The organism is Clostridium sp. C1, from assembly GCF_018223625.1.
Taxonomy (GTDB): domain Bacteria; phylum Bacillota_I; class Bacilli_A; order Erysipelotrichales; family Coprobacillaceae; genus Allocoprobacillus.
The window spans coordinates 1,225,030-1,250,572 of the sequence record NZ_CP073631.1 but is presented as its reverse complement, the minus strand read 5'-3'; the positions used below and the strand labels follow the sequence as shown (position 1 = coordinate 1,250,572).

General features: G+C 31.3%; 21 protein-coding genes. 16 read left to right on the top strand and 5 right to left on the bottom strand.

Annotated features, from left to right (window positions below; translation table 11 throughout):
* The first annotated feature begins 83 nt into the window (after positions 1 to 83).
* The gene (locus tag KEC48_RS06760; RefSeq protein WP_205089793.1) at positions 84 to 1,178 is read left to right on the top strand and encodes a MerR family transcriptional regulator; all 1,095 of its coding nucleotides are present in this window, start codon (positions 84 to 86) and stop codon (positions 1,176 to 1,178) included.
* A gap of 62 nt (positions 1,179 to 1,240) precedes the next feature.
* A complete protein-coding gene (locus KEC48_RS06755; protein ID WP_087356940.1) occupies positions 1,241 to 2,185 on the top strand; it encodes an L-lactate dehydrogenase in 945 nt (314 codons plus the stop codon).
* Positions 2,186 to 2,207: 22 nt separating this feature from the next.
* Here KEC48_RS06755 and KEC48_RS06750 read toward each other — a convergent pair whose 3' ends face one another.
* Positions 2,208 to 3,068, bottom strand: coding sequence for a PfkB family carbohydrate kinase (locus KEC48_RS06750; RefSeq protein WP_211965032.1), 861 nt, complete (start codon positions 3,066 to 3,068; stop codon positions 2,208 to 2,210).
* A 100-nt stretch (positions 3,069 to 3,168) separates the two neighbouring features.
* Here KEC48_RS06750 and KEC48_RS06745 point away from each other — a divergent pair, with 100 nt between their 5' ends.
* The 8 genes from KEC48_RS06745 (at position 3,169) to KEC48_RS06710 (ending at position 14,446) form a co-directional block, all read left to right on the top strand.
* Positions 3,169 to 4,515 carry an MATE family efflux transporter gene (locus KEC48_RS06745; protein ID WP_211965030.1) on the top strand — a complete coding sequence of 449 codons (1,347 nt, stop codon included), beginning with the start codon at positions 3,169 to 3,171 and terminating at the stop codon, positions 4,513 to 4,515.
* Positions 4,516 to 4,676: 161 nt separating this feature from the next.
* A complete protein-coding gene (mraZ, locus tag KEC48_RS06740) occupies positions 4,677 to 5,120 on the top strand; it encodes a division/cell wall cluster transcriptional repressor MraZ (protein ID WP_211965028.1) in 444 nt (147 codons plus the stop codon).
* A gap of 9 nt (positions 5,121 to 5,129) precedes the next feature.
* Complete coding sequence (rsmH, locus tag KEC48_RS06735; RefSeq protein WP_211965026.1) at positions 5,130 to 6,074, top strand: 16S rRNA (cytosine(1402)-N(4))-methyltransferase RsmH; 945 nt, start codon at positions 5,130 to 5,132, stop codon at positions 6,072 to 6,074.
* Positions 6,064 to 6,363, top strand: coding sequence for a hypothetical protein (locus KEC48_RS06730; RefSeq protein ID WP_087356945.1), 300 nt, complete (start codon positions 6,064 to 6,066; stop codon positions 6,361 to 6,363). The genes rsmH and KEC48_RS06730 overlap by 11 nt, the downstream gene beginning before the upstream one ends.
* The gene (locus KEC48_RS06725; RefSeq protein ID WP_211965025.1) at positions 6,363 to 8,516 is read left to right on the top strand and encodes a penicillin-binding protein; all 2,154 of its coding nucleotides are present in this window, start codon (positions 6,363 to 6,365) and stop codon (positions 8,514 to 8,516) included. Before KEC48_RS06730 ends, KEC48_RS06725 begins: the two co-directional genes overlap by 1 nt.
* Before the next feature lie 49 nt (positions 8,517 to 8,565).
* The gene (locus tag KEC48_RS06720; RefSeq protein WP_249191416.1) at positions 8,566 to 10,500 is read left to right on the top strand and encodes a penicillin-binding transpeptidase domain-containing protein; all 1,935 of its coding nucleotides are present in this window, start codon (positions 8,566 to 8,568) and stop codon (positions 10,498 to 10,500) included.
* Between the two features lie 73 nt (positions 10,501 to 10,573).
* On the top strand, positions 10,574 to 13,780 hold the full coding sequence (locus KEC48_RS06715; RefSeq protein ID WP_211965024.1) for an SNF2-related protein: 3,207 nt from the start codon (positions 10,574 to 10,576) through the stop codon (positions 13,778 to 13,780).
* Between the two features lie 195 nt (positions 13,781 to 13,975).
* A complete protein-coding gene (locus KEC48_RS06710) occupies positions 13,976 to 14,446 on the top strand; it encodes a LytTR family DNA-binding domain-containing protein (protein WP_087356949.1) in 471 nt (156 codons plus the stop codon).
* 342 nt (positions 14,447 to 14,788) lie between these two features.
* Here the strand turns inward: KEC48_RS06710 and KEC48_RS06705 are convergent, their stop codons facing one another.
* On the bottom strand, positions 14,789 to 15,028 hold the full coding sequence (locus KEC48_RS06705) for a helix-turn-helix transcriptional regulator (RefSeq protein WP_087356950.1): 240 nt from the start codon (positions 15,026 to 15,028) through the stop codon (positions 14,789 to 14,791).
* A 211-nt stretch (positions 15,029 to 15,239) separates the two neighbouring features.
* Between KEC48_RS06705 and KEC48_RS06700 the strand changes: the two genes are divergently transcribed.
* Together KEC48_RS06700 and KEC48_RS06695 are read left to right on the top strand one after the other, a co-directional pair.
* Entirely contained in the window at positions 15,240 to 15,995 is a 756-nt protein-coding gene (locus tag KEC48_RS06700; RefSeq protein ID WP_211965023.1) for a response regulator, read from the top strand.
* Complete coding sequence (locus KEC48_RS06695; RefSeq protein WP_205089782.1) at positions 15,992 to 16,708, top strand: LytTR family DNA-binding domain-containing protein; 717 nt, start codon at positions 15,992 to 15,994, stop codon at positions 16,706 to 16,708. The genes KEC48_RS06700 and KEC48_RS06695 overlap by 4 nt, the downstream gene beginning before the upstream one ends.
* Positions 16,709 to 16,729: 21 nt before the next feature.
* Here KEC48_RS06695 and KEC48_RS06690 read toward each other — a convergent pair whose 3' ends face one another.
* On the bottom strand, positions 16,730 to 18,004 hold the full coding sequence (locus KEC48_RS06690; RefSeq protein WP_211965022.1) for a GHKL domain-containing protein: 1,275 nt from the start codon (positions 18,002 to 18,004) through the stop codon (positions 16,730 to 16,732).
* 2 nt (positions 18,005 to 18,006) lie between these two features.
* Entirely contained in the window at positions 18,007 to 18,720 is a 714-nt protein-coding gene (locus KEC48_RS06685; protein ID WP_211965021.1) for a LytTR family DNA-binding domain-containing protein, read from the bottom strand.
* A gap of 168 nt (positions 18,721 to 18,888) precedes the next feature.
* Between KEC48_RS06685 and KEC48_RS06680 the strand changes: the two genes are divergently transcribed.
* Positions 18,889 to 19,320, top strand: coding sequence for a hypothetical protein (locus KEC48_RS06680; protein WP_211965020.1), 432 nt, complete (start codon positions 18,889 to 18,891; stop codon positions 19,318 to 19,320).
* A 21-nt stretch (positions 19,321 to 19,341) separates the two neighbouring features.
* Here KEC48_RS06680 and KEC48_RS06675 read toward each other — a convergent pair whose 3' ends face one another.
* On the bottom strand, positions 19,342 to 20,655 hold the full coding sequence (locus KEC48_RS06675) for a hemolysin family protein (RefSeq protein WP_211965018.1): 1,314 nt from the start codon (positions 20,653 to 20,655) through the stop codon (positions 19,342 to 19,344).
* Positions 20,656 to 20,904: 249 nt separating this feature from the next.
* On the opposite strand from KEC48_RS06675, the gene KEC48_RS06670 reads away from it, so the two are divergent.
* Genes KEC48_RS06670 through KEC48_RS06660 form a run of 3 tightly spaced genes read left to right on the top strand, consistent with a single transcriptional unit; the run spans position 20,905 to position 25,536 of the window.
* Positions 20,905 to 21,300: a GNAT family N-acetyltransferase gene (locus KEC48_RS06670; RefSeq protein WP_211965016.1), complete on the top strand. Its 396-nt coding sequence runs from the start codon at positions 20,905 to 20,907 to the stop codon at positions 21,298 to 21,300.
* A gap of 50 nt (positions 21,301 to 21,350) precedes the next feature.
* A complete protein-coding gene (locus KEC48_RS06665) occupies positions 21,351 to 22,478 on the top strand; it encodes an exonuclease SbcCD subunit D (protein ID WP_211965014.1) in 1,128 nt (375 codons plus the stop codon).
* Positions 22,465 to 25,536 carry an SMC family ATPase gene (locus KEC48_RS06660; RefSeq protein WP_211965012.1) on the top strand — a complete coding sequence of 1,024 codons (3,072 nt, stop codon included), beginning with the start codon at positions 22,465 to 22,467 and terminating at the stop codon, positions 25,534 to 25,536. The genes KEC48_RS06665 and KEC48_RS06660 overlap by 14 nt, the downstream gene beginning before the upstream one ends.
* Positions 25,537 to 25,543: the final 7 nt, after the last annotated feature.

Sequence of the window (25,543 nt, the reverse complement as noted above, 5' to 3'; positions counted from 1 at the left end):
AATTTTTTTATATGATTTTTCATAAATATATTGACCTTCGTGTGACTCTAAGGTTTACAATGTAAGCGAGGAAGGTGGAAAAGATGAAAATTAAGGAAGTAGAAAAGCAATTATCTATCAGTTCACATGCTTTACGTTATTATGAAAAAATGCATTTGATTCATCCTCATAGAGATGAAAATGGTTATCGTGATTACAATATGCAGGATATAGATAGACTGAAAAAAATCCGTTTTTTAAGAGAATTAGAAATTCCGATTGAGGATATTGCAGCTATTTTAGACCAATCAACAAATTTTCAGACAGTTTTAGAACATCATATTCAAAAGTTAGATACAAAAATTGCTTCTTTACAATATATCCAACAGATATGTCAAGAGTTTCAAGATAAAGGTATTCCTGTTTTAGATGTTTTAACACAGGAGCAGTTACAGGAACAGGAACATATTGATAAGACATTGGTCAAGCAAGGTCTAAAAAAATTAGGGGATTATTTACGTAGTCAACATACGACTGTCATAGGAACAAGAATCCAGATTGCTGATTATCTAACAGGTTTACTTATCATGATTGCTTTGTCTATAGGTTTAGGTTTTGTTTTTGGAGATGTTTTACCTCGCATGATTGGCTGGGTAAATTCACAATATCATCTGTCTTTATTGACAGGGTATTCACCTCATTTAAAGATGTTTGTGATGATGACTGTTATCAGTTTGATTTTGATACTTTCATTGTATCACATCGCTATAACAAAACAGGATTATATTGAATTGACGGATCAGGGAATACAAATTTGTTCTCGTCAATTTCAAAGTCGCTATTCCATTCTTATAGGATTTTTATTGAAACAAAGTGAACGTAGAAATCAACATTATCAATGGCAACAATTAAAAAATGTTTCTATTGATATCGTTATATCGACCATGACACAAAGATATGGTTTATCTAAGATCTATTTACCACGTTTTACCTTTACATTTGATGATGGACAAGTTTATACAATAAAATCAGGATTGGCATTTGATGAAAACAGCAAAATGGCTTATCAAATCATCAAAGCTAAACATATTCCCATCACTGGAGATGATTATACAATAGGTTTTTATAAGCAAGATGAAATGAGTGGGTTTGAATATTTTGAAAAACGTTATGCTTTGAATACACCTCGCAAAAAATGATTGTGCATATAATTTGAAATCTTTAGATTTTGGGGTATACTAGAGATGGAAGGTGATAAAAAATGGTTAATATGCAAAAAGTTGCTGTTATTGGATGTGGATTTGTTGGAGCTACATCTGCATTTAGTTTGATTCAGACAGGTTTATTTTCTGAAATGGTATTGATTGATGCAAATACGCAAAAAGCTGAAGGTGAAGCTATGGATTTGAGTCATGGAAGTGCTTATTTGACACCAATGAATATTTATGCTGGAACATATGATGATATTGTTGATGCGGGATTAATTGTCATTACCGCAGGAGCTAATCAAAAACCAGATGAAACAAGATTGGATTTAGTGAAAAAGAATGTTCAAATCTTTAAAAGTATTATTCCTGAAATTAAAGAAAGAAATTGTGAAGGAATTTTATTGATTGTTTCTAATCCTGTTGATATTTTAACTGAGGTGGCATTGAAATTATCAGGATTCCCTGCTCATCGTGTTATTGGTTCAGGAACAGTTCTTGATACAGCGAGATTGAAATATGTTTTAGGTAAACATTTACAAGTCGATCCTCGAGATATTCATGCTTATATTATTGGTGAGCATGGGGACAGTGAACTGGTTGTCTGGTCAGGGGCACAGGTTGCAGGTATTCACATTAATCATTTCTGTGAATTGCGTGGTCATTTTAATCATGAAGAATCTATGGAAAGACTGGCTCAAGAAGTTCGTGATAGTGCTTATGAAATTATTAAAAGAAAAGGTGCAACTTACTATGGTGTAGCAGTAGCTGTCAAACGTATTGCAACAGCAATTGTGAAAGATGAACATGCTGTTTTACCAATTTCAAGTTTAATGCAGGGAGAATTTGGATTAAATGATATTTGTCTAAGTATTCCAACTGTCATTGGACAAAATGGTGTTGAAAAAGTTGTAGATATTTACTTGAATAATGATGAAAATGAAAAATTACAAACAAGTGCTAAAGCTTTAAAAGATGTTTTAGATGGTTTGGATTTATAAATGAAAAACTCTGTAAGGTGGATTACTTTACAGAGTTTTTTGATATCTTCATAGCCGCCATATCATTCGCTTTTTGTAAGCTTTCTTCCCAGATAACGCCTTGAATACGATAAGCCATAATAGCACCCAAATGGGTATCACCAGCACCATTGGTATTAAAGACGGGAACTTTTTGAGTTGGAATATAAAAGTTTTGTGTTTGATTATAGAAATAACATCCCTCCTGACCAAGTGTAACAATTATTGGTTGTTGTGTCTTTGTATAAAGTATCTTACAGGCATTTTCTAAGTCATTTTGATGGGTATAGGTAAGGATTTCCTGCTTGTTGAGATGTAAAATGGGATGAAGGGAAAGAATGTTATGCATGGCTTGTTGAGGGATTTTGAAAAGACGAGGTCCGGGAGCAAAATATAAAGTATGATGAGGATATTGTTTTAAAAACTGATAAATCACTTGTTTGTGATCTTCTTCAATATCTAATCCACAAATATAAATAGCTTGATATAAAGACATATCTAATTGTGTGAACCACTCCTTATGAAAAACATATTCAGCACCATGTTCACAAAGAAAAGTACGTTCTCCCTGCTTATCTACCACACAATAACAACATCCATTCTTTTGTGATGTTTCAATCAAAACAGGAACATGATTTTTTTGAAACTGTGCTTTGACAAAATCACCATAGAATCCTTTGCCAATGGGTGAAAAAAGAGTATAAGGAAGTTGTAATTGTCTAAAAACTGCACTTACATTCCAGGCACATCCACCCATTGTCATTTCTTGTTTTATAATATTTTCATCGCCTGTGATTTGTGGAAATTGTTGAACATAGATATTGACATCACAGACACTTGAACCAATGATTAATGTCGACTTCATAATGTTTCTCCTTTTTCTTGATGATTTTTTATGATTATAACAGATGTTTGTATATTTAGAAAAGCATTAGTGCTAAAATAGTGAAGGGGGAGGAAAGTTTATGGAAGATACAAATACAATGATAGAGGGTTCAATAGCAAAGAAAATTATTTATTTTGCGATTCCTTTATTTTTAGGAAACTTATTTCAACAGTTATATAATACTGCAGATTCTTTAATCGTGGGTAATTTTTTAGGGTCAAGTGCCTTAGCAGCAGTCGCTTCTTCTGGTAATTTGATTTTTTTACTTGTTGGATTCTTTAATGGTCTTTCAGTAGGGGCAGGTGTTGTCATTGCACGTTTTTTTGGTGCGCATGATCATCGCCGTGTTCATCTATCCATTCATACGACTGTCGCCTTAGGAATTATCTGTGGACTTGTTTTGACTGGGGTAGGGGTGATTTTTGCACCTAAGATACTTGTTTTAATGGGAACACCACAAGATGTTTTACCTGATTCTATTATTTATTTTCGTATTTATTTTATGGGTTCACTAGCTTTTGTTTTATATAATGCTTTTACCGGTATTTTACAGGCACTGGGAGATAGTAAACATCCTTTATATTATTTGATTATTTCTTCAGTGATTAACGTTGTTTTGGATATTGTATTGATTACTGTTTTTCATATGGGTGTAGATGGAGCTGCGATAGCGACTGTTATATCACAAGTTGTCAGTGCTGTTTTATGCTTTTTATATCTTTTAAAACATCCATCTTATCCACTCGTAATCAAAGACATTCGTTTCGATATACCCATGTTGAAACAAGTTATTCAAAATGGATTACCAGCAGGAATTCAAAATTCCATTATTGCGTTAGCTAATGTGGTTGTTCAAAGCTATATTAACAGTTTTGGAAAAATGGCAGTGGCAGGATGTGGCGCATATTCTAAAATTGAAGGATTTGGTTTTTTACCAATTACATGCTTTGCCTTAGCCATGACGACCTTTGTATCACAGAATATGGGGGCCAAAAAATATGATCGTGTGAAAAAAGGAACACGCTTTGGGATTATATGTTCATTAATACTTGCTCAAATCATCGGGATTGTGATTTTTATAGCAGCACCATTTTTAATCAGTTTATTTGATTCTACGGTGGATGTTGTGGGATTTGGAACAGCGCAAGCTAGAACAGTGACATTATTTTATTTTTTATTAGCTTTTTCACATTGTATTGCTGGTATTTTACGAGGGGCAGGAAAGTCAATGGTACCGATGCTTGTCATGATGGTTTTCTGGTGTATTGTGCGTGTTTTATATATGAGCATTGCTTTATATTTTATTCATGATATTCATCTTGTCTTTTGGGCATATCCTATCACATGGACATGTAGTTCGATTGTTTTTCTATGGTTTTATCTTTTTTCTTCGTGGTTATCTGATCATCAGTCAAAACCTTTTTGATAATTTGTTAAAATATGGAAAATTAACGATAAGTGGCGAAAATAAGCCACTTTTTTATTATAAAAAATCAAAAAATAAATCATGTTTTTTCTATACATCATCTTCTAAATAGTATATAATGGTGGTATGAAGTGTTAAAAAATGTATAGAAATGTATAAAAGTGGGTGATTTTGAAGTGTTCATAGGTGAATATAGGCACAATATAGATGCAAAAGGACGTTTGAGTATTCCAGCCAAAATGCGTCTTGAATGTGGTGAAAAAGTCTATGTCACTCGTGGTAATGAAGGTTGTCTGGCTGTTTATACTGTTGAAGGGTGGCAAACATATTATCAATCACTCATGAAATTACCAAAAACAAAGAAAAAAAACAGAATATTTATTCGTTTGGTCACTTCCAGAGCAACGGAATGTGAATTTGACAAATTAGGACGTATTAATATTCCTCAGGTTTTAAGAAATGAAGGTCAGCTTCAAAAAGAATGCGTGATTGTAGGGGCAGGAGATCACATTGAATTATGGGATAGCCAAATGTGGGATTGCTTCTATGATGACAATATGGATCAGTTTGATGACATTTCAGAAAATATTGATGATTTAGATTAGGAGGACGTTATGTTTCATCATATCAGTGTATTACTTCAAGAAACAATTGATGGTTTAAATATCAAAGAAGATGGAATCTATGTAGACTGTACACTGGGTGGTGGTGGACATAGTCAGGAGATTCTCAAACGTTTAACGACAGGACATCTGTATTGTTTTGATCAAGACCAAACGGCTATAGCGGCGGCTCAAGAACGTCTGGCACAGATTTCTGATCGTTTTACTATTATTTATGCTAATTTTAAAAATTTAAAAGAGGAACTGGCAAAACGTGGTGTCAGCCACGTGGATGGATTTGTTTTTGATTTGGGTGTATCTTCGCCACAGTTTGATGATGGTGAACGTGGTTTTAGTTATAACTACGATGCTCGTTTAGATATGCGAATGGACCAAAATCAAAAAATCAGTGCCTATGAACTGGTCAACCAGGCACCAGTGTCAGATTTAATCACATGGTTATATAAATATTCTGATGAAAAGTTTGCTAAACAGATTGCCAGAGCCATTGCACGTCATCGTGAAGAAAAACCTATCGAAACGACTTTTGAGCTTGTCGATATTATTAAAGAAGCAATACCAGCTCCAGCCAGAAGAAAAGGGGGACATCCAGCCAAGCGAACTTTTCAGGCTTTAAGGATTGCAGTTAATGACGAACTAAATGTTTTTGAACAGGCTTTAAATGATGCTTTGACACTTTTAAATGTTCATGGGCGTATTGCAGTGATTACTTTTCATTCTTTGGAAGATAAGATTTGTAAATATACTTTTCAAGAAGTAACGAAACAACCGGAGTTACCAAGAGGAATGCCTGTTGTTCCAGAATATTTAAAACCTCAATTTAAAAAAATAACAAAGAAACCAATTGTAGCAAGCGATGAAGAATTATTAGAAAATCATCGCTCACATTCAGCAAAATTAAGAATTATAGAAAGGATATATGAAGATGAGAAATAAGAAAAGAGAACCAAGATTTTTAAGATTTTCAAAACGTTTATTAGTGATGAGTTTTATTGTTTTTGTTGTGGGAATTGTTGCTTTAAATTCTTATGAATCAACAATCAATGTTGCATGTAATAAATTAGAAAAAGACATTAAGACAATTGAATCAGATATTGACGGGTTAGATATGAAAAAATTAGAATTGGCATCTTTTTCTCGTCTGGAATCAGTTGCTCAAGCGAAGGGATATACATATAAACAAAATACTGCCACAGCTGCCGTTGTAGGAGTTCCTGAAGAATAATGGCAATGAAAAAAAATAATAATCAAAGTGCTAAAATTGTTTATTGCATTATTATGGTGGTTATTGTTTGTATGGTATGCAATGTCATTTATCTGGGAGCTACTGGTAAACATTTTGTCAGTGGAAATGATATTGAAGAATATGCTGAAAGTCGTGGTGAAAGTAAGACAGATATTTTATCTGCCAAACGTGGAACGATTTATTCAAGTGATAATGAAGTCATTGCGGGTGATATGAAAACATATAAGCTTTATGCTATTTTATCAAAAACCCACTTAACTTTGGATAAAAAGCCAGATTATGTTGTTGATCCTGAAGCAACGGCAAAAGCATTAGCACCAATTATTGGAATGGATGAAGAAGATATTTTGAAGCAATTAAAGAAAGACACTTATCAAGTTGAATTTGGAAGTTATGGAAATAATCTTTCTTCACTCGTTAAAGATCAAATTGATGCTTTAAAATTACCGGGTCTGGAGTTTGATGAAATTACAACAAGAAATTATCGTTATGGTGATTTTGCTTCTTATGAGGTTGGATATGCTCAAGCTGTTACAGATGAAATCAAAGGAAAAACAGTACAGACATTGGTAGGAAAAATGGGTATTGAACAAGCTTTTGATGATGAATTATCTGGGACAGATGGAGAAAGAACTTATCTCGCCGATAACAATAATAATGTTTTGCCTAATGGGATTTTAAGTGAAACTGCACCCGTTGCTGGAAATGATGTTTATTTAACGATTGATACAGATGTTCAAACAGAATTAGATATGCAGATGGAAAAGATGATTGAAGAATTAAAACCAGAAAAAGCAACATGTGGTATCATGGATGCCAAGACAGGGAAATTGTTGGCGATTTCTAATTATCCATCTTTTGATCCTAATGAACGTGATATTAAAAATTATGTGGATTTATTTTTAAATGAACCAGTAGAACCGGGATCAGTTTTTAAATCATTTGTTTATGGAAATGCGATTAATGATCAAAAATTAGATGTTGATGATACATATCAATCTGGAAAGTTTCATTATAAAGTCAATGGGAAAACGGTTGCTACAATTAATGACCATAATAGTGGTCGTGGTTGGGGAACAATAAGTTATAAAAAAGGATTTTATTATTCAAGTAATACAGGAATTTGTCATATCTTGAGTGAAAAAACAGATAAACAATCTTTACTTCAAGATTATGAAGATTTAGGATTCTTTAAAGAAAGCAGTATTGATGGCTTAACTTCAGCGGCTGGTTTTGCAGGATATAAGCGTGAAGGTGAAAGAACTCTAGAATATTTAACAACAGGATTTGGTCAAGGTTCTACATTTACTGCTTTACAATTGATTCGTGCTTATAGTGCTTTTGCGAATGATGGAAAAATGGTAGAGCCATATCTGGTTGAAAAAGTTGTCAATAGTGATAGTCAAGAAACACTTTATGAAGCCAAAACACAGTATTCTAAACAGATTTATTCAGTAGATACAGTCAAACAAGTTCGAGAATTGTTGAAAGGTGTTATTAATGAAGAAGGAAGTACCGGATACAATTATCGCATGGATGATGTGAGTTTGATTGGAAAAACGGGAACAGGGCAGGTAGCTTCTGAGTCAGGTGGATATCGTAGTGGTTATTATACACATAGTTTTGTAGGAATGGCACCTTATGATGATCCTCAAGTGATTTTAGTTATGTGGTATCAGGGAAGTTCATCAAGTACGACATCTGCCGCAAAGGTTGTACAGGGAGGTATTCGTGCAGCTTTGAATAAATTAAATACACAGCCATCACAAGTTGTGGAAACATCAACATTTGTTTTAGATAATTATATGAATCAAAGTGTTGATTACGCTAAAGAAGTTCTTTCTAATCATCAGCTTTCATCGCTTGTCATTGGAGATGGTGATATTGTCATGAGTCAATATCCAAAAGCTCAAACTGAAGTTTCATCGAAATCTCGTGTATTTTTACAGACGAATGGAACGAATATAACCATGCCTTCGATGACGGGCTGGTCACGAAAGGAAGCAGAAGCCTTTGGTACGATGGCTCATGTGGATATTGAGTTTAAAGGCGAAGGTACAATTTATAAACAGAGTGTAACGAAAGGAACAAAACTCAAATCAAATCAAAAAATTACAGTGACTGCAAAATAGGAACTTTTGAAGTTCCTATTTTCATATTTTATAAAAGAAATCATACAATATGATGGTGATAAAAATGATTTTTTCTCGTATGATCAAAAAGATTCAATGGGTTAATATTGTCATGACCATCATTATTTTATGCATTGTACTGCGTTTAGGATATAGTCAATTTTTTGCTTATCAGGAATTAAGCTTAAAAGCAACAGAATCATGGCAACGTAGCTTTCCATTAGAAGCATCACGTGGAAAAATCTATGATTCTCAACATGTCACTTTAGTTGATAATTTAACAACATCTTCGTTAATTGTTGTACCAAGCCAAATTCATGATCCAATTCATACAGCTTATGAATTATCACGTATTTTAAAATGTGATGAGCAGACATTACTGCAAAAAATTCAAAAAAAGGTTTCTGTAGAAAGAATTCAACCTGAAGGCAGACAGTTAGATGAAAATAAAGCTTATCAAATTGATCGTTTAAAATTACCGGGTGTATATCTTGTACAAGATACATTGCGTTATTATCCTTTTCAAAATTATCTGGCTCAAACATTGGGATTTGTTGGGATAGATAATCAAGGACTGGTAGGATTAGAACGACAATATGATCAATATCTTTCTGGAGTCAATGGCAGCATTCATTATTATATGAATGCTAAAGGACAAAATTTAAATATTTATCCAGCAAAATATGAATATCCTACTGCAGGAATGGATATAGAATTAACGATTGATACACGTGTTCAGGATGTTGTAGAAAGAGAATTGAATAATGCCTATGCAACTTATGATCCTGATTCTATTTTATGTCTGGCAATGGACCCTCGTAATGGAAAAATACTGGCTATATGTTCCAAACCAGATTTTGATCCTAATGACTATCAAAATGCTGATAGTGAAATCTATAATCGTAATTTACCCATATGGAAGTCATATGAACCAGGTTCAACCTTTAAAATTATCACTTTCAGTAGTGCCTTGAATGAAAATCTATTTGATATGGATAAGGATACTTACTATGATAAAGGGTATGAAATTGTTGGTGGAGCAAGAATTAAATCATGGAAAAAAGGAGGACATGGCTTACAGACTTTTCGTGAAGTATTACAAAATTCATCGAATCCCGGTTTTGTGGAGATTGGTCGCAGGTTAGGGAAAGAACGTTTATATCAGTATATACAAGATTTTGGTTTAACGAAGAAAACAGGTGTCGATATGATGGGAGAATCAAGTGGTATCATGTTTGCTTATGATAAGTTCAATGAAGTAGAACAGGCAACAGTGGCTTTTGGTCAAGGAATATCTGTCACACCGATTCAACTGGTAAGAGCTGTCTGTGCCTGTGTCAATGGAGGAAAGCTTTATCAGCCCTATATTGTCAATAAAATATATAATAGCAAAACACATGAAGTGATCAGTGAAACAAAACCAAAAATGATAAAACAGGTGATTACAGCACAAACATCTGCCAAAGTCAGAGATGCCTTAGAAGGTGTTGTGACAGATGGTGGGGGTAAAAATGCCTATATTGATGGTTATCGTATTGGTGGAAAAACGGGAACAGCTCAACGTGCCATCAATGGAACATATGCAGGGAATGGATATATTTTATCTTTTTTGGGTGTTGCTTCGATTGATAATCCTCAGATTGTTTTGTATCTCGCTATGGATAATCCCAAAAAATGTGTTCAATATGGTGGGACAACAGCTGCTCCTATTGCCAGAAAGATTTTTATGGATGTTTTACCTGCTTTAGAAATACCAAAAGTAACGAAACAGAGGGAAAAAGCCTATGTCTGGACAGATGTTCCTGCCTATGATGTAGAAAATTATATTGGTAAGAAAAAATCTGAAGTCCAAAATGAAAATTATGGTTTTGAGTTTTTGGGAGAAGGAGAATATGTGATTGATCAATTGCCACGTGTAGGTGAACAAATAGAACAAGGTCAAAAAGTCAAGATTATGTTAGGCAATAAACAGGATATACGATAAGAAGAAAACACGTCTGATGATAGCTTGTTGAAGAAGAATATGTTATAATAAAACATTGATTGGAGGAATCATAATGCTTATACAGGAAAGAGAAATCAGACGTGTTGTTAAGGATGAAAAGGAATATCGTTATGGACGTTTTATGGATATACGAGATGTCTTGGAAAGAATGACAATTTCTTTTGATGAAGGCAATCATTGTTATAGAATGAATGCTAGAATGTCAATTCGTGATGAGAAATTCATTGTTTCTATGAAAATATCTGAGGATGGGGAGATTATTCAATCACATTGTAGTTGTTCATTAAAAGGACAATGTCGTCATATTGCAGCTATTTTATTCTTTTTAAAGACATTGACGGTGACATCTTTTCCTTATTTTTATGAAAAAGATGATCAATGGAATAAACAACAACAATTAGCGAAAATAGAAAAACAAAGACAAGAACGAATATTACAAAAAAAGCAACAGGAATCAATGGATTTAATTCATTTATATAAAGAACAGTTATTAAGAGAATCTTTTGTTCCTTTGATTTCAAAACAATATCAAATTAAAGCTTTTGTACAACAAAAAAAAGATCATTTATGGATTGCTTTTAAGATTTTAGCACCTCATCAAAGCTATATTATTAAAAATATTGAATCTTTTTTAAAAGCCATTGATCATCATGAAAATGTCCAATATAGTAAAAATTTTGGTTTTATTCATAGTTTAGAAGCTTTTGATGAAGACTCAAGAGAAATTATCGCATTGATGAAAAAATGTTTTTTAAACAATCAATATCTCCAACAAGGAATCATTAAGACACTAATGTTAAATGATGAACTGGATGAATTTTATCAAATCATGAGTGTTTTACCATCTTCTTATTGTGATATCGCCTTTGATAAGAAAAATATACAGATTCCTCTGGAAATAAGCTTAAAAGAAGAAAGTTATGTCTTAGATTTTTCTGATTATCATCAATTTGAATATGTTTTGATGACTTCTCATTATATTTATCGTTTAGAAAACGATGTTTTATATCGTTATGATTTTCATGCACCCCAACAGGCACTCACTTTTATTCAAAAATGGATGGAAACCAAAGGTGGTTTCTATATCCCACAATCATCTTTGATGGATTTTTATAAATACGTACTTTATGATTTAAATGATGATATTCTTTTAGATACACATCTTTTTGATACTTATCATCAAGAAGATATGATTAATCTTTATGCAGATATGACCAAAGATGATCAAATCTGTATACAGCTGGAATATATATATGATGATCATATGAGTTATGGTTTTGATGAACACAATACTCATAAATCGAAACAAGCTGATTTAATCGAAGACTATTTACGTCCTTATATTGAAGATATTGATGACCACATGGTTTATTTACAATATGACCATGATTTTACTTATCAGTTTTTAAAGGAGAGTCTGCCTTATCTTTCCCATTATTGTCAGGTTTTTGTTAGTGATGCTTTAAATAGCTTTTCACAGGCTAAACCCGTTGATATACGTGTCGGTGTTCATCTGCAAAATGGTTTACTTTCGATTGATATTCAAAGTGTTCATGTCCAAAAAGAAGAACTGATGGATATATTAAAAGCTTATAAGAAAAAAAGAAAATTTTATAAATTAAAAAATGGACAGATTCTTTCATTGGATAATCAGGAATTACAGGATTTAGACCATCTAACAGACACATTATCATTACCAGTGCAGGATATTGTGCGTGGAGAGGTTCAAATCCCAACTTATCGTTTATTTGAAATTGATCAGATGATGCAAGATGATACATCTTTGCATTATCAAAGAAGTGAAGAATTAAAGAAATGGATAGAAGATTTTCAGACAAAGGAACATGAATTTGATGTGCCTGAACATTATCAACCGATTTTAAGGGATTATCAAAAGAAAGGATATCAATGGTTAAGGTTGATGGAACATTATCATTTTGGAGGTATTTTAGCGGATGATATGGGGTTAGGGAAAACTTTACAGATGATTACTTATTTTGATAGCTTAAAAGGACAGGGAACACATTTGGTTATTGCTCCAGCGAGTTTAATTTTAAACTGGCAGGATGAATTGATGAAGTTTTCAAATGATTTAAACGTTCTTTGTGTTTATGGAAATAAAGAAGAAAGAGAAGAACATTTAAAAAATCAAGGACAATATGATGTTTTGATTACATCTTATGATTATTTAAGAAGGGATATTGAATGGTATGAAAAATTGTCTTTTCATACAGTTGTGATTGATGAAGCCCAGAATATTAAAAACCCTAAAACGAGAAATGCGATATGTGTAAAGCGTTTAAAAGCTAAACAGCGTTTTGCTTTAACGGGAACACCGATTGAAAACTCATTAGCTGAATTATGGTCTATCTTTGATTTCTTGATGCCTTATTATCTTTATCATTACAGTTATTTCTTAGAACAATTTGAACGTCCTATTGTTAAAGAACATAATGAACAAAAACAAGAACGTTTAAAACAAATGATTACACCTTTTGTTTTAAGAAGAAATAAAAAAGATGTCTTATATGAGTTACCAGAAAAGATTGAACAAACTTTATATATGCATTTGAGTGAGGAAGAAGAAAAATTATATCTTGCTAATTTAGTTCAAGTGAATCAATCTCTCCAACAAAAGCTAGATGTTCAAAAATTAGGACATATTGATATTTTAGCTATGTTGACACGTTTAAGACAATTATGCCAAGATTCGCGTTTATTATATCCAGAGTTTCAAGGGCCTTCGTCAAAGCTGAAAGGATGTATGGAATTGATTCATTCATTAAAAGATAATCATAAGAAAATATTATTGTTTTCTTCATTTACATCTTTATTACATTTAATTGAAGAACAATGTCAAAAAGAACATGTGAGTTATTATCTTTTAGATGGTTCAACACCTAAGGAAAAGCGTAAAAAGATGGTCGATAAGTTTCAAAATGATGATACAACCTTGTTTTTGATTTCTTTAAAAGCGGGTGGTTCAGGTTTGAATCTGACCAGTGCACAGGCTGTTATACATTATGATCCATGGTGGAATATGTCAGCAAAGAATCAGGCAACAGATCGTGCTCATCGTATTGGACAACAGGAAACCGTACAAGTCTTTTCTTTGATTATGAAAAATACGATTGAAGAAAAAATCATGGAATTACAGATGCAAAAGAAAAACTTAGCCGATACTTTTGTAGAGGGCAATGAAGGAAGTATTACAAGCATGAGTCTAGAAGATATGAAATCTTTATTTGAGATCTCTTAGTGAGATCTATTTTTGTGCAAAAAATGCCCAATTTTGGGCAAAAAACGTGTAGAAATGTGTCGAATTTTGTAGAAAAATATACAATATTTAGGCAAATATGCATTTGATTTTGTCATAGAAGGTGAACATAACAGATTCATCTTGTGTTTTTTAAAGAAAATGCATTTCATATATTTATATGGGAGGGATGAAGGCATGAAGATTATCTATGATGAAAATGAACATATGAATCATCATGAATTAAAACTCGTGTATCATCCCAAAAATAAAAAATTGGCACAATTACTATTAAAACAATTTACAGAAAATTTAGGAGAAGTAGAACTCTATGATGAATATCATAATAAATACTATATCCCTCTTTTAGCTATTTATTATTTTGAGATGGTTGATCAGAAATTTTATGCTTATACTGAAAAAGATGTTTATCGTATTTCCTGTATGAAAATGGAACTTTTAAAAAAACGGGTGCAGGATTATGGATTTTATCAAATTAATGTCCGTACATTGGTAAATATAAAACATGTTAAAACATATAAAATACAAAGAGGGAGTCGGCGAAGAATTGTTTTAGATAATGACGATATTTTGATTTCCAGTCGACATTATAAACCAGAATTTGATCGACTCGCAGATCATTTAAAAATAGAAAAAATTCATATTTAAAAAGAACGAAAGAAAACTCCTTCGTTCTTTTTTGATGCATCATATATAAATACATATGTAAGAAGCCAAGTTCTTTTAGGCTAAGTCACAATATGATTTATATCTTCTATTCATTTCTATGAGTTGCTGATGAGAAAAATCCCTTTCTTTTATATTTTTGAGTTCATTTTCATATAGAAATGAATAGGTGTTCTTTAAAGACAAGTTCATTATAACGAATCTTTTAATAAAAAACGATGTTAAATGAAAAAAAGACAAGAAAAGAGTAATCATTTTACCGATTCGTCAAAAAATATAAATAAAAAAAATTACAGTTTTGTCAAACTGTAAGATTTCTTGTTATTATTGGTCTAAATCCTTAATACCATAAAATTCATCTTTCTTTTCTACGTTTTCACAAATATAATCTAAAGAAGCTTTATAAAAACGTGAAAAACGAATAAGCTTAGGAACTGAAGGTGTTCTTTGATCAGATTCATACTGAGAAACAATAGGTTTAGACATTTTTAATGCTTCCGCAACTTGTTTTTGTGATAATCCTGCTTCTTTTCTTAACGTTTTTAATCTTTGCCCAATACTCATGCTTTCACCACCTTACAAATATTATACACTATGAAGATTTGCTTTAGGGAAATTGATAAGAATTTACAATCTTTTCCAATCATTTGTTATTCGACATATTTCCAAAAATTGGCATAAAAGTGACCAAAAACGGGAGAAAAGTGGACTGATAACAAACTGCAAATTGACTACAATAAAAATATAATCATAATAAGATAAGGGAGAGGAAACTATGAATGTTGCAGTATGTGATGATCAACTTGATTATTTGAATTTAATTCAAAAGAAAATCATTGAATGTTTTCATGAACCAGAGATGGAATTGAATGTGTATACTTTTTCAACTATTCAAGATATGCTCAATAGTACAAGGTTTCGTTGTTATGAATTTGCTTTTATTGAAATGAAAGTGGAAAATGATCGAGGTATTGAAGCAGCTTATAGATTGAGAAAGCTGAATCGTGCCTGTCAGGTCGTATTTATTAGTGATCAGTATTATCATATTCATGAAGCATTTGCAGTAAAGGCAAGAGAATATTTATTGAAACCGATTGATACAAAACAATTTCAAAGTGTTTTTGATTATTTGATGGACTGGTATTTACATCAAAATGTAAAGTTTGTGATTCCGATTAGGGAATTAGGACGTAAACGTATTTTTAATGTAGATGAAATCAAATATTTTGAAACTTACTATAATGATTTGGAAATTGTGACTGTTGATGATCAGCATTTCATGGCTCATGTCAAGAATCGTTATAAGCTAAGACCAGTATTAAAATCAAGATGGTTTATGCAAGTTAATCAAAGTGTTCTGGTGAATATGAAATGTATTGATTTTTTAACGGATCGTAATGTTATTTTGAAATCAAGAGAAGTTTTTCCAACAAGTCGTAAAACATTATTTCAAAATCATCTTTTATTTGAGAAATTTTTAAAGGAACAAGAAGAAAAAGAATTATTAAAGAATGGGGAGAGTAAAAATTGAGAATTGCAGTTGTAGATGATGAAGAATTATATCTTCAGGATGTCTGTTTAAAGATAGAAAAATTGAAACAATCATATGATGAAATTGTTGATATTGAAGTAGATACATTTCATCAAGGAAAAGATTTTTTAAAGGCATTTCGTTTAAAGCCTTATGATCTTGTTTATTTAGATATTGAATTATCTGATATTAATGGTGTTCATTTAGCTCATCAGATTCACCTTCAAAGTCTTTCAACAATGATTATCTTTATGACGAGTCATATGAACTATTTCCATCAGTCCTATGTTGTAAATGCTTTTCAATATCTAACCAAACCATTAAAAGAACCATTGTTTTCATATGAATTAAAAAGAGCTATAAAACATTATAAATATATGAATAAAGCTTTTGTATTTCCAACTTCACAAGGAAAGATTGTCTTTCGTTTATCAGAAATTATTTATTTTGAAACAGCTTATAAAAGCTATAAAATACATACCACAAGAGGTGTATATTATGGTTCATTAAAAGCAGCCTATGGACTTAGAAAAGCATTACTAGATTATAACTTTGTGAAAATACAAAGAAGTTTTATTGTCAATATGGAACATATTGTAAAAGTAGAAAACATATTATTGTATATGTCAGATGGGAGTTTATTAATTGTTTCTAAGAAACGCTATAAAGAATTCAAAAGAATATTTTATAGATTTTTAGAGAATAAAAAATAAGACAAATTTCTGTCTTATTTTTTATTTCTGCAACATAATCCTTAAAATAACACAATCATCTTTAACATCATATTTCACATCACCATGATATTTCTTTGCAATTTCTTTGATACCTTTAACACCATATCCATGAGCAACACTATCCTTTTTACTTGTCTTATGAAAATAAGGGTGACTACCTCGAGGAATAGAGTTTGTGATATGAATAATAATATGAGTTTGTTTACTTTGTAGTTTTAAAGATATTTTTCTTTGATCCTTTACTTTTTCACAAGCTTCTCTTGCATTATCAAAAGCTAAACCTAATACTAAAGATAAATCATCTGGCACAATACTTCCTAAATGTAAAATCTTAGTAATATCTTCATCATATTCAATATTCTGTTCTTTCATTTGATATATTTGATGATTAATTGTACTATCAATCATAGTCATACCTGTATGTGTTAATGCTTGATATGCCTTGATATGAATATCTAAGTTTTTATCAATATATTCAAGTGCTTCTTTATATTCTCCTTGTTTTAAGTGAGATTGCAGGATAATGAGGATATGATTGAGATTATGATTTATTTTTCTAATTTCTAACTGTTGTTTTTCTAATTCTTGTACAAATTCTTCTTCTTTAGCCATATTTTGTATAATTGCTTCTTTAGTATGTTTATCTGTTTCATATTTTGTCTGCATTCTATCAAAACAGATTAACGCTACAATACTAATAACGACTGTAAAGATATAAGTACGGGCGATACTGACAGTACGAAATAAAATAGGATTATTTAGGATAAAACTAGTTGAAAGATATAAAATCAAAATAATAGAAATTATTTTAAAATATTTGAAATTTTTGCTTGATTGTTTCATATTTATAAACAAAATAGTATATATTAAATATAAACTAAGAGAATGTGTAATTAGAATATATGTCTTTGAAGTATGAAAATAAAAAGTAGATATTTTTATATTAAATAGCCATTCACAGAATAAAAATGCTAATAGGCAAGTTAACATTTTTATACTATAAAATGACATCAAATTTTTCGTACAATCCAATTTGTCAATTTTATAGGTGTAAAGTAAAAGACATAAAAGAAAAGTGATAAAAAATTGGATAAGAAAATAATCAATAATCTTATTAGCAAAAAGTATTAATATGAATGTTGTTATATAAAAAGGAATTTTTAATCTTTTAAATTGTCTTGCGTATACTTCTGGATAAATATTCTTTAAATAAAAATCAAGTAATAAAATATCTAAAATAGCGATCAATGCTTTGCATAATAAATTAATAATCATAATTACATCTCCTTTTCTACATAATTAAAATATTTTTCTCTAAACTCTTTACGAATACGTTTCGTTAATGGGAGCATGTCATCATTAGACATAACAACATAGTCAAAATAAAATGATTTGACATGCTTGAAGTTAATAATGATACTCCTGTTGAGTGGGAAGAAATGGTAATCTAATAATTGTTGTCTTGCTTTCTTGATTGTTTTGAGATTGCCATAATAATGATGGTTAGTTGTCTTGAGTTTGTATTTTCCATAGCTGGTTTCTAAATAGATGATTTCATTTGTTTTGATATGGATTTTTCCTTCTGTTGTGGAAAATGTCACTGTACGATTTAAACGTTTATAAACTTGAAAAGCATGTTCAAGCTCTCTATCGAGTAAATCATAGTCGATAGGTTTATCAATAAATAAATCTGCACCTAACCACATAGATTCTGGTAAATAATAATGATAAGCAGTAATGAAAACAAAGATACAGTTTGGTTTTATATCTAACATCATTTTCGCTAATTCAATACCATTTAATGCTTCACCAAGTTCAATATCCAAAAAGATAATATCGTAAGGTTCAATTAGAAAAGCATCTAATAATTGGGTGCCCTGTATAAAACCATCAATAATGGTGAGCTTCGTGTCATGAAACTCATACTTCTCAATCCTTTCCATAATATCTTCAACATAAAATAATTCGTTGTCACATATTGCAATACGCATATTTTCTACCTCCTTTTTGACAACTATTTACATTATATGACAAAGGATTATATATCAAAAAACTTCTTTCAATGTGCATTTTTAAAGCTTAAATATGCACAAATTCGTCATAAATGATAACTTTTTTGGTATATATGATAGAGTTTTTTTTGAAAGGAGGTGGAAAACATGACAATACAAAAAAAGATGACAGCCATTGCATTAAGTTTGCTTGTTTTAGGAGGTACAATGGTATCAACCTTTGCGTATACTTATGTTTCTGGAACGAAGTATCAGACAGTAACTCATAAAGATATTCCGGCATGGGGAGAGGAACATTTTGATACAAATTATGGCAGTAAAAAAACCATGACAAGTCAGATTGCAACCTTTAAAAAAACGCATGGTGATGCAGCATTAGGAAATTATGCAGGATTAATTACATCAACTAAATCACCGGTTTCTGGCATTGAAGGAATTCCGTTAAATTATGCAATTCTTGTTAGTGAATATGGATGTAAAAAAGGGACAGTTTATTTTACAGCAGTTGCTTCACATAGTTTTGAACCAAGTAATAGTTGTGATGTAACTTTAAAATTTAGTGCAGATGATTTATTGTAAAAAAAGCCTAGTTGATTCGTTTCAACTAGGTTTCTTTGTGATAATAACTTCCTTGATACGTCGATCTTGGATCTTGGTAATCTGGAAAGTAAGATTGTCAATATGAAGTGTTTTGGTTGTGCCATCTTTAGGGATGGAACGTAAATGACTGTATATATAACCACCAATGGTGTTGTAGTCTTCATCTTGTGGAAATGGGATATTGATGGCTTCAGAAAGTTCATCAAGATCAGCATTTCCGTTGACTCTCCATTGTGTTTCATTGATTTTTTGAATATCAGGTCTTTCACGTGAATCGTGTTCATCATAGATGTTTCCAAAGATTTCTTCAACTAAATCTTCTAGTGTAATAATACCACTGATTCCACCAAATTCATCTATAGCTATCGCAAAATGAATGTTTTTATTTTGCATATCCGCAAATAGAAGATCAGCTCTCATTGAATCTGGGATGAAATATGGTTTTGAAAGTATTTTTTCAAATGGTTTTTTCTTGGTTTGAAGATTTAATAGATAATCTCTAACGTGCAGAACACCAATAATATTGTTTTCTTCATCTTGATAAACAGGATAACGAGATAAACCAGAACTTTGAATTGTTTTGATAATTTCTTCTTGAGTTGCATCAGCAGAAATCATTGTGACATCAACAGATGGAGTCATGATTTCTGATATATCTGTGTCATTGAAATCAAAGATATTTTGTAGCCATTCACTCTCATCTTCGTTGAGAACACCACGTTTTTCACCGAGTTCAATCATTGTTAAGATTTCTTCTTCGGTAATGTTATCTTCTTCAGCTTCTGTTTTTAAGTGTAAGAGTTTTAAAACAGCATTGGTTGAAAAAGATAAAAATTTGACAACGGGGTTCATAATTTTTGCAATCATTAAAACTGTTCCACATGAGATTTTAGATACTTCATATGGTTTTTGCATTGCGATTCTTTTAGGAACTAATTCACCAAAGATTAAAGTAAAATAAGATAAAATAATCGTAATGATAATGACTGATAATGTATCAAGAACATTTAATGGAATACTTGTGATTCCTAAATCCTGTGATACCCATTGAACAAGATACTCTGAAAAGTTATCAGCCGCAAAGGCACTTCCTAAAAATCCAGCTAACGTAATTCCAATTTGAATGGTTGATAAGAATCCAGAAGGTTCTTGTAAAAGAATTAATAAACGTTTGGCTGTTTTTTCTCCACCTTCAGCTTTTTTCTCTAATTGTGTCTTGTTTAATGATAAGACAGCAATTTCTGTTGCTGCAAAGAATGCATTCAATAAAATTAAAATAATCTGCAATAATAATTGCGAGGGTATAGAGTCCATAACTTCACTCTCCTTTTATTTTTTGGCTCTATATGTTTGTGATATAAAAAAAGACAACTACCACAACACTGCAATAAAAGTCTCGTTATTTCATATATAAAACCGGCTAATAAACTTAGCGTGATGTCGATTATATAACATCATAACAATGATGCTAACTACTCCCTTTTATGTGTTCTATTTTATCATATTGCACGTAACTGTCAATATTGTTATGATAAGAGTATGTAAAAAAGGAGAAAAAGATGTATGTATTTACAGTTATTAGAATATGTAAGTTTTAATTTACCAGAGGGATTTACACCTTATTATATTTATGGAATTATGGTGGATGATAAGGAAGTTGGGAGAATCACTTTTAGAGAAGGGGCATTGCAGGAACATTATTTTGATGGACATATTGGTTATCATATTGAAGAAGTATATCGTGGACATCACTATGCTTATCAGGCGTGTTTGCTTTTACAAAAAGAACGTGGTTTTCATCAAGTAATTTTAACATGTGATCCATCTAATCAGGCATCACTTAAAACGATTCAAAAGCTTCATGCAAGGTATCTTGAAACAAAAACAATTCCTAAAAGTCAACGTCGTTTCTTTCACCAAGATGAAAAGGAAAAAATGATTTTTTTATGGGAAGTTTAAGTTCATTGTTTGTATTGATTTCGTTATAATAGAAAAAAGGAGGGTGTTTTGTGAAGTTTGTACATATTGGAGATTTACATTTAGGGAAAGTCATTCATCAGTGTTCCTTACTATCTATTCAACGTGAATTGTTGTTTGAATTATTAGATGAGATGGACCAAAGAAATATTCGTTTATTGGTTATTGCGGGAGATATTTATGATCGTTTGATTCCTAGTCAAGAAGCAGTGAATTTGTTGGATGAATTTTTAACGAAAGCCTTATTGACTTATCATATTGAAGTTTTGATGATTAGTGGAAATCATGATAGCTCTGACCGTTTACATTTTGCGAGTTCTTTATTGGTGAAAAATGGATTACATATTGAAACATATTTAAAAGAAAAGATGGTGTATGTTGAAAAAGAAAATGTCAGATTTTATCTGTTGCCTTTTGTGAAACCATCACAAGTAAGAATGTTATATCCTGATCAGGAAATTCATACTTATCAAGAAGCTTTGGCTTATTATCTCTCTAAGCAAAGTCTTGACCATGATTATCAAAATATTCTTGTCACACATCAATTTGTTGGACATTCAAGCATAACCAGTGAATCAGAAGTGCCATTAAGTGTGGGTGGTAGTGAAATTATTGATGCTTCTTTGTTTGATGATTTTGATTATGTGGCTTTAGGGCATCTTCATGCTCCTCAAAAGGTCAAACGTGAAACGATGCGTTATAGTGGTTCTTTGATGTGTTATTCTTTTGATGAAGTGAAACAAAAGAAGTCTGTTGTGGTCGTAGATACAGATACAATGGAAATCACAACCTTTTCATTGCATCCATCTCAGACTTTACAAAAATATCAGGGAACATTTGCTGAATTGATGGATGTCAATTTTATTGAAAAAAAGGACGATTATTTATCATTTGAACTGTTAGATCAAAAGATTATTCCTCATGCGATTGAACAGCTACGTATACTTTATCCTCATCTTTTACAATTGACTTATCAATATTTAATGCAAGATGCCAAACAATCCACTTTTCGTCCTATGCAGTCTATTGAACAAATGGATACATTATCTTTATTTCAACAGTTTTATCATGATGTGAAAAATCAGGAGTTGTCCAATTTAGCAAAGAATGTTGTGCAGGAGTTATTAGAAAAGGCAGGTGAAAAGAGTGAAGATTATTAAATTGACGATGAATGCTTTTATGGCTTATAAGAATTTAACAGTTGTTGATTTTGAAAATATGCAAGATCATGGCTTGTATTTAATTAGTGGACCCACAGGTTCAGGAAAAACAACACTTTTTGATGCGATGACTTTTGCATTGTATGGAGAAGCCAGTGGTTCTCATCGACAAGCTTCTTATTTTCGTAGTGATTTTGCTGATGCAAAAGAAGAAACATATGTGGAATTGACATTTGAATTGCATCAGCATCGTTATACAGTGAAACGTTCACCAACATATTATCGTGAAGGTTATAAAACGCCCAAAATGGCTCAAGCCTATTTTGATGATGGTCAACAGATTATTGAAGGAATTAAAGAAGTCAATGCAAAGATTAAAGAATTGTTGGGAGTGGATGTGCGTCAATTTAAACAAATTGTAATGATTGCTCAAGGAGAGTTTACAAAACTGATTTATGCCAGTAGCGAAGAAAGAGAACGTGTTTTACGTCATGTTTTTCATAGTGAACCACTTGTCGTCTTTGAAAATTTATTAAAAGACAAGGTGAAATATTATAAAGATGAATTTATGATGTCGAGTCAGGATTTATCTTCTCGTTTTTCCATGTTACAGTTATCATCTGATTTTATACAACAACATCAAGAATTTCACCCTTCTTATATTCAAGATGCCCAAATAGAAAATCAAAAAATTAATGAACAGCTTGATTTAGATAAACACAACTATCATAAAGCCAAAAATGAATATGATAAGTTTTCTCAACAATACTATCAAAAACAAGAACACAATCAACAATTATTAGAATTAGAAGAAGTGATGAAACAATATCATCAACTACAAGCTCAAAAAGAAAAAATGTTGTTGCTGGAAAAAGACTTTGAAAAAATAGAACATATCAAAAATCATCAGTCTTGTATTCATCAATACAAACAAAGTCAAACATCTTATCAACAAGCTTGTATCCAAAAACAGGAAATTGAACACAGACTTTCCTCTTTACAACAACAATTTTCTTTATTAAAAGAAGAATATCAAAAATTAGATGATGATAAACATCAAAAAGATCAATTATTCATAGATATAGACAATACCAAAAAAGCCTTAGAACAATATCAGTTGTACCAGAAACAACGAACAACCTATCAACAACAACAAAAACATTATCAAGCTTTAGAAAATGATTATCATGATTTACAGGTGCGATATGAAAAAATGGAAAATCGTATTGGACGTGATCAGGACAATGTCAATCGTTTACCACGCCTGGAACTGGAATTAGAACAGAATGAAAAAAATGTCAAAGAAATCAATCAAAAAAGAGTCATGATTCATGAATTAAGCCAGTTCTATGATGAATGGAAATCTTTACAAGATCATCACTATGATTTATCTGTTATCTATCAACAAAAACAAGCTGAATATGAAAAGATTTTACAGCGTTATCGTCATGAAGATGAACTGTTTCGTCGTCAACAGGCAGGGATTTTAGCCAGTCACCTTAAAGATAATGAGCCTTGTCCTGTCTGTGGTTCTACCCATCATCCTCATCTGGCAAAACTTGAAAAACAGGTGCTTTCTTCTCATGAGTTAGAACAACTTTCACAACAGGTTGAAGCGAAGAATATTGAACAGCAGGAAGCTTATCAGGAAGTTTATCAACAAAATGAACGTGTGACAACGATGCAGACACGTATTGAAATGTTGAAAAAACAGCTCAATATTCAAGAGGAATTATCAAAAGAGGTCTTTATTCATTTATTATCAGATATTGTGCAAGTTATTGAAGAACAGGAAAAAACATATCAGAAAAAGTATAATGATGTGATCTATTTAAAGAAGATTCAACGTAGTTTGGAACAGGATACACTTTTATTAAAGCAACAAAATCAATACTTACAGGATATGCAACAACAATTAATTGATAAAGAAAAAAGTATGTCTTTATTACAACAACAATATCTTCAATTGGAGAAAGACTATCATTTTGATCAACATCAAGATATTTCATCTGTTTTAACACAACAACAAAAAGACTTCAAACAATTAGAAAAACACATTGAAACAATAGAGAATCAATATCATCAATGCCAAGAAAATCTTTCTATTTATACACATCAGTTCACTCAAATCACACAACAGCTTCAATTATTAAAAGAAGAAAAAGACAAAGCTCAATTATTATATCAGCAGTTTATTCAAGATTGTTTTGAAGATGAAAAACAATATCTCTATTATCAAGAACATATAAAAGATATTGAAAGTCAAAAACAGGCATATCAAAATTATTTTATACAGTTAGAAGCTTTAGACAAACAAAAAACACTTTTAGAAGAAAAGACAAAAGATTATCAGTTGTGTGATCTGGTTCAAGAAAAACAACAATTAGATGATTTATTATTAAAACGTGATCAGGCTTATACAAAATATCATGAAACTTTATATGTTTTTCAACAAAATGAAAAAATCTTAAAACAACTCGAAAAAGATTATTTGAATAATCAGAGTATTTTTGAAAAGTATACACTCTACCAAGATTTATATGATCAGACAGTGGGAAAGAATCCTTTGCGTATGTCTTTTGAAAGATATGTATTATCGACTTATTTTGAACAGATATTAGAATATGCCAATATTGAGTTGATGAAGATGACACAGGGACGTTTTGCTTTGCATCGTAAAAAAGATGTTAAAGGTGTCAAACAGCAAGGGCTGGATTTGAGTGTTTTGGATTATGAAACAGGTGTGATGCGTGATATTCAGTCTTTATCAGGGGGAGAATCTTTTAAAGCGGCTTTATCATTGGCTTTAGGTTTATCTTCAATGATTCAAAATTATGCTGGAGGAATTGAATTAAACACTTTGTTTATTGATGAAGGATTTGGAACTTTAGATCATGAATCCATTGATCAGGCATTATCTGTTTTAATGGACTTAAAAAATGATCATAAGACAATAGGTATTATTTCACATGTTGATGAATTAAAAGAAAGAATTGAAACACAGATCATTGTGGAAAAAACAAATCAAGGAAGTACACTACATATAGAAAGAGGGTAGTTGAAAA

Coding starts and splice junctions, on each gene's coding strand:
- KEC48_RS06760 (WP_205089793.1), top strand. CDS start 84: ATGAAAATTAAGGAAGTAGAAAAGCAATTATCTATCAGTTCACATGCT.
- KEC48_RS06755 (WP_087356940.1), top strand. CDS start 1,241: ATGGTTAATATGCAAAAAGTTGCTGTTATTGGATGTGGATTTGTTGGA.
- KEC48_RS06750 (WP_211965032.1), bottom strand. CDS start 3,068: ATGAAGTCGACATTAATCATTGGTTCAAGTGTCTGTGATGTCAATATC.
- KEC48_RS06745 (WP_211965030.1), top strand. CDS start 3,169: ATGGAAGATACAAATACAATGATAGAGGGTTCAATAGCAAAGAAAATT.
- rsmH (WP_211965026.1), top strand. CDS start 5,130: ATGTTTCATCATATCAGTGTATTACTTCAAGAAACAATTGATGGTTTA.
- KEC48_RS06730 (WP_087356945.1), top strand. CDS start 6,064: ATGAGAAATAAGAAAAGAGAACCAAGATTTTTAAGATTTTCAAAACGT.
- KEC48_RS06725 (WP_211965025.1), top strand. CDS start 6,363: ATGGCAATGAAAAAAAATAATAATCAAAGTGCTAAAATTGTTTATTGC.
- KEC48_RS06720 (WP_249191416.1), top strand. CDS start 8,566: ATGATGGTGATAAAAATGATTTTTTCTCGTATGATCAAAAAGATTCAA.
- KEC48_RS06715 (WP_211965024.1), top strand. CDS start 10,574: ATGCTTATACAGGAAAGAGAAATCAGACGTGTTGTTAAGGATGAAAAG.
- KEC48_RS06710 (WP_087356949.1), top strand. CDS start 13,976: ATGAAGATTATCTATGATGAAAATGAACATATGAATCATCATGAATTA.
- KEC48_RS06705 (WP_087356950.1), bottom strand. CDS start 15,028: ATGAGTATTGGGCAAAGATTAAAAACGTTAAGAAAAGAAGCAGGATTA.
- KEC48_RS06700 (WP_211965023.1), top strand. CDS start 15,240: ATGAATGTTGCAGTATGTGATGATCAACTTGATTATTTGAATTTAATT.
- KEC48_RS06690 (WP_211965022.1), bottom strand. CDS start 18,004: ATGATTATTAATTTATTATGCAAAGCATTGATCGCTATTTTAGATATT.
- KEC48_RS06685 (WP_211965021.1), bottom strand. CDS start 18,720: ATGCGTATTGCAATATGTGACAACGAATTATTTTATGTTGAAGATATT.
- KEC48_RS06680 (WP_211965020.1), top strand. CDS start 18,889: ATGACAATACAAAAAAAGATGACAGCCATTGCATTAAGTTTGCTTGTT.
- KEC48_RS06675 (WP_211965018.1), bottom strand. CDS start 20,655: ATGGACTCTATACCCTCGCAATTATTATTGCAGATTATTTTAATTTTA.
- KEC48_RS06670 (WP_211965016.1), top strand. CDS start 20,905: ATGTATTTACAGTTATTAGAATATGTAAGTTTTAATTTACCAGAGGGA.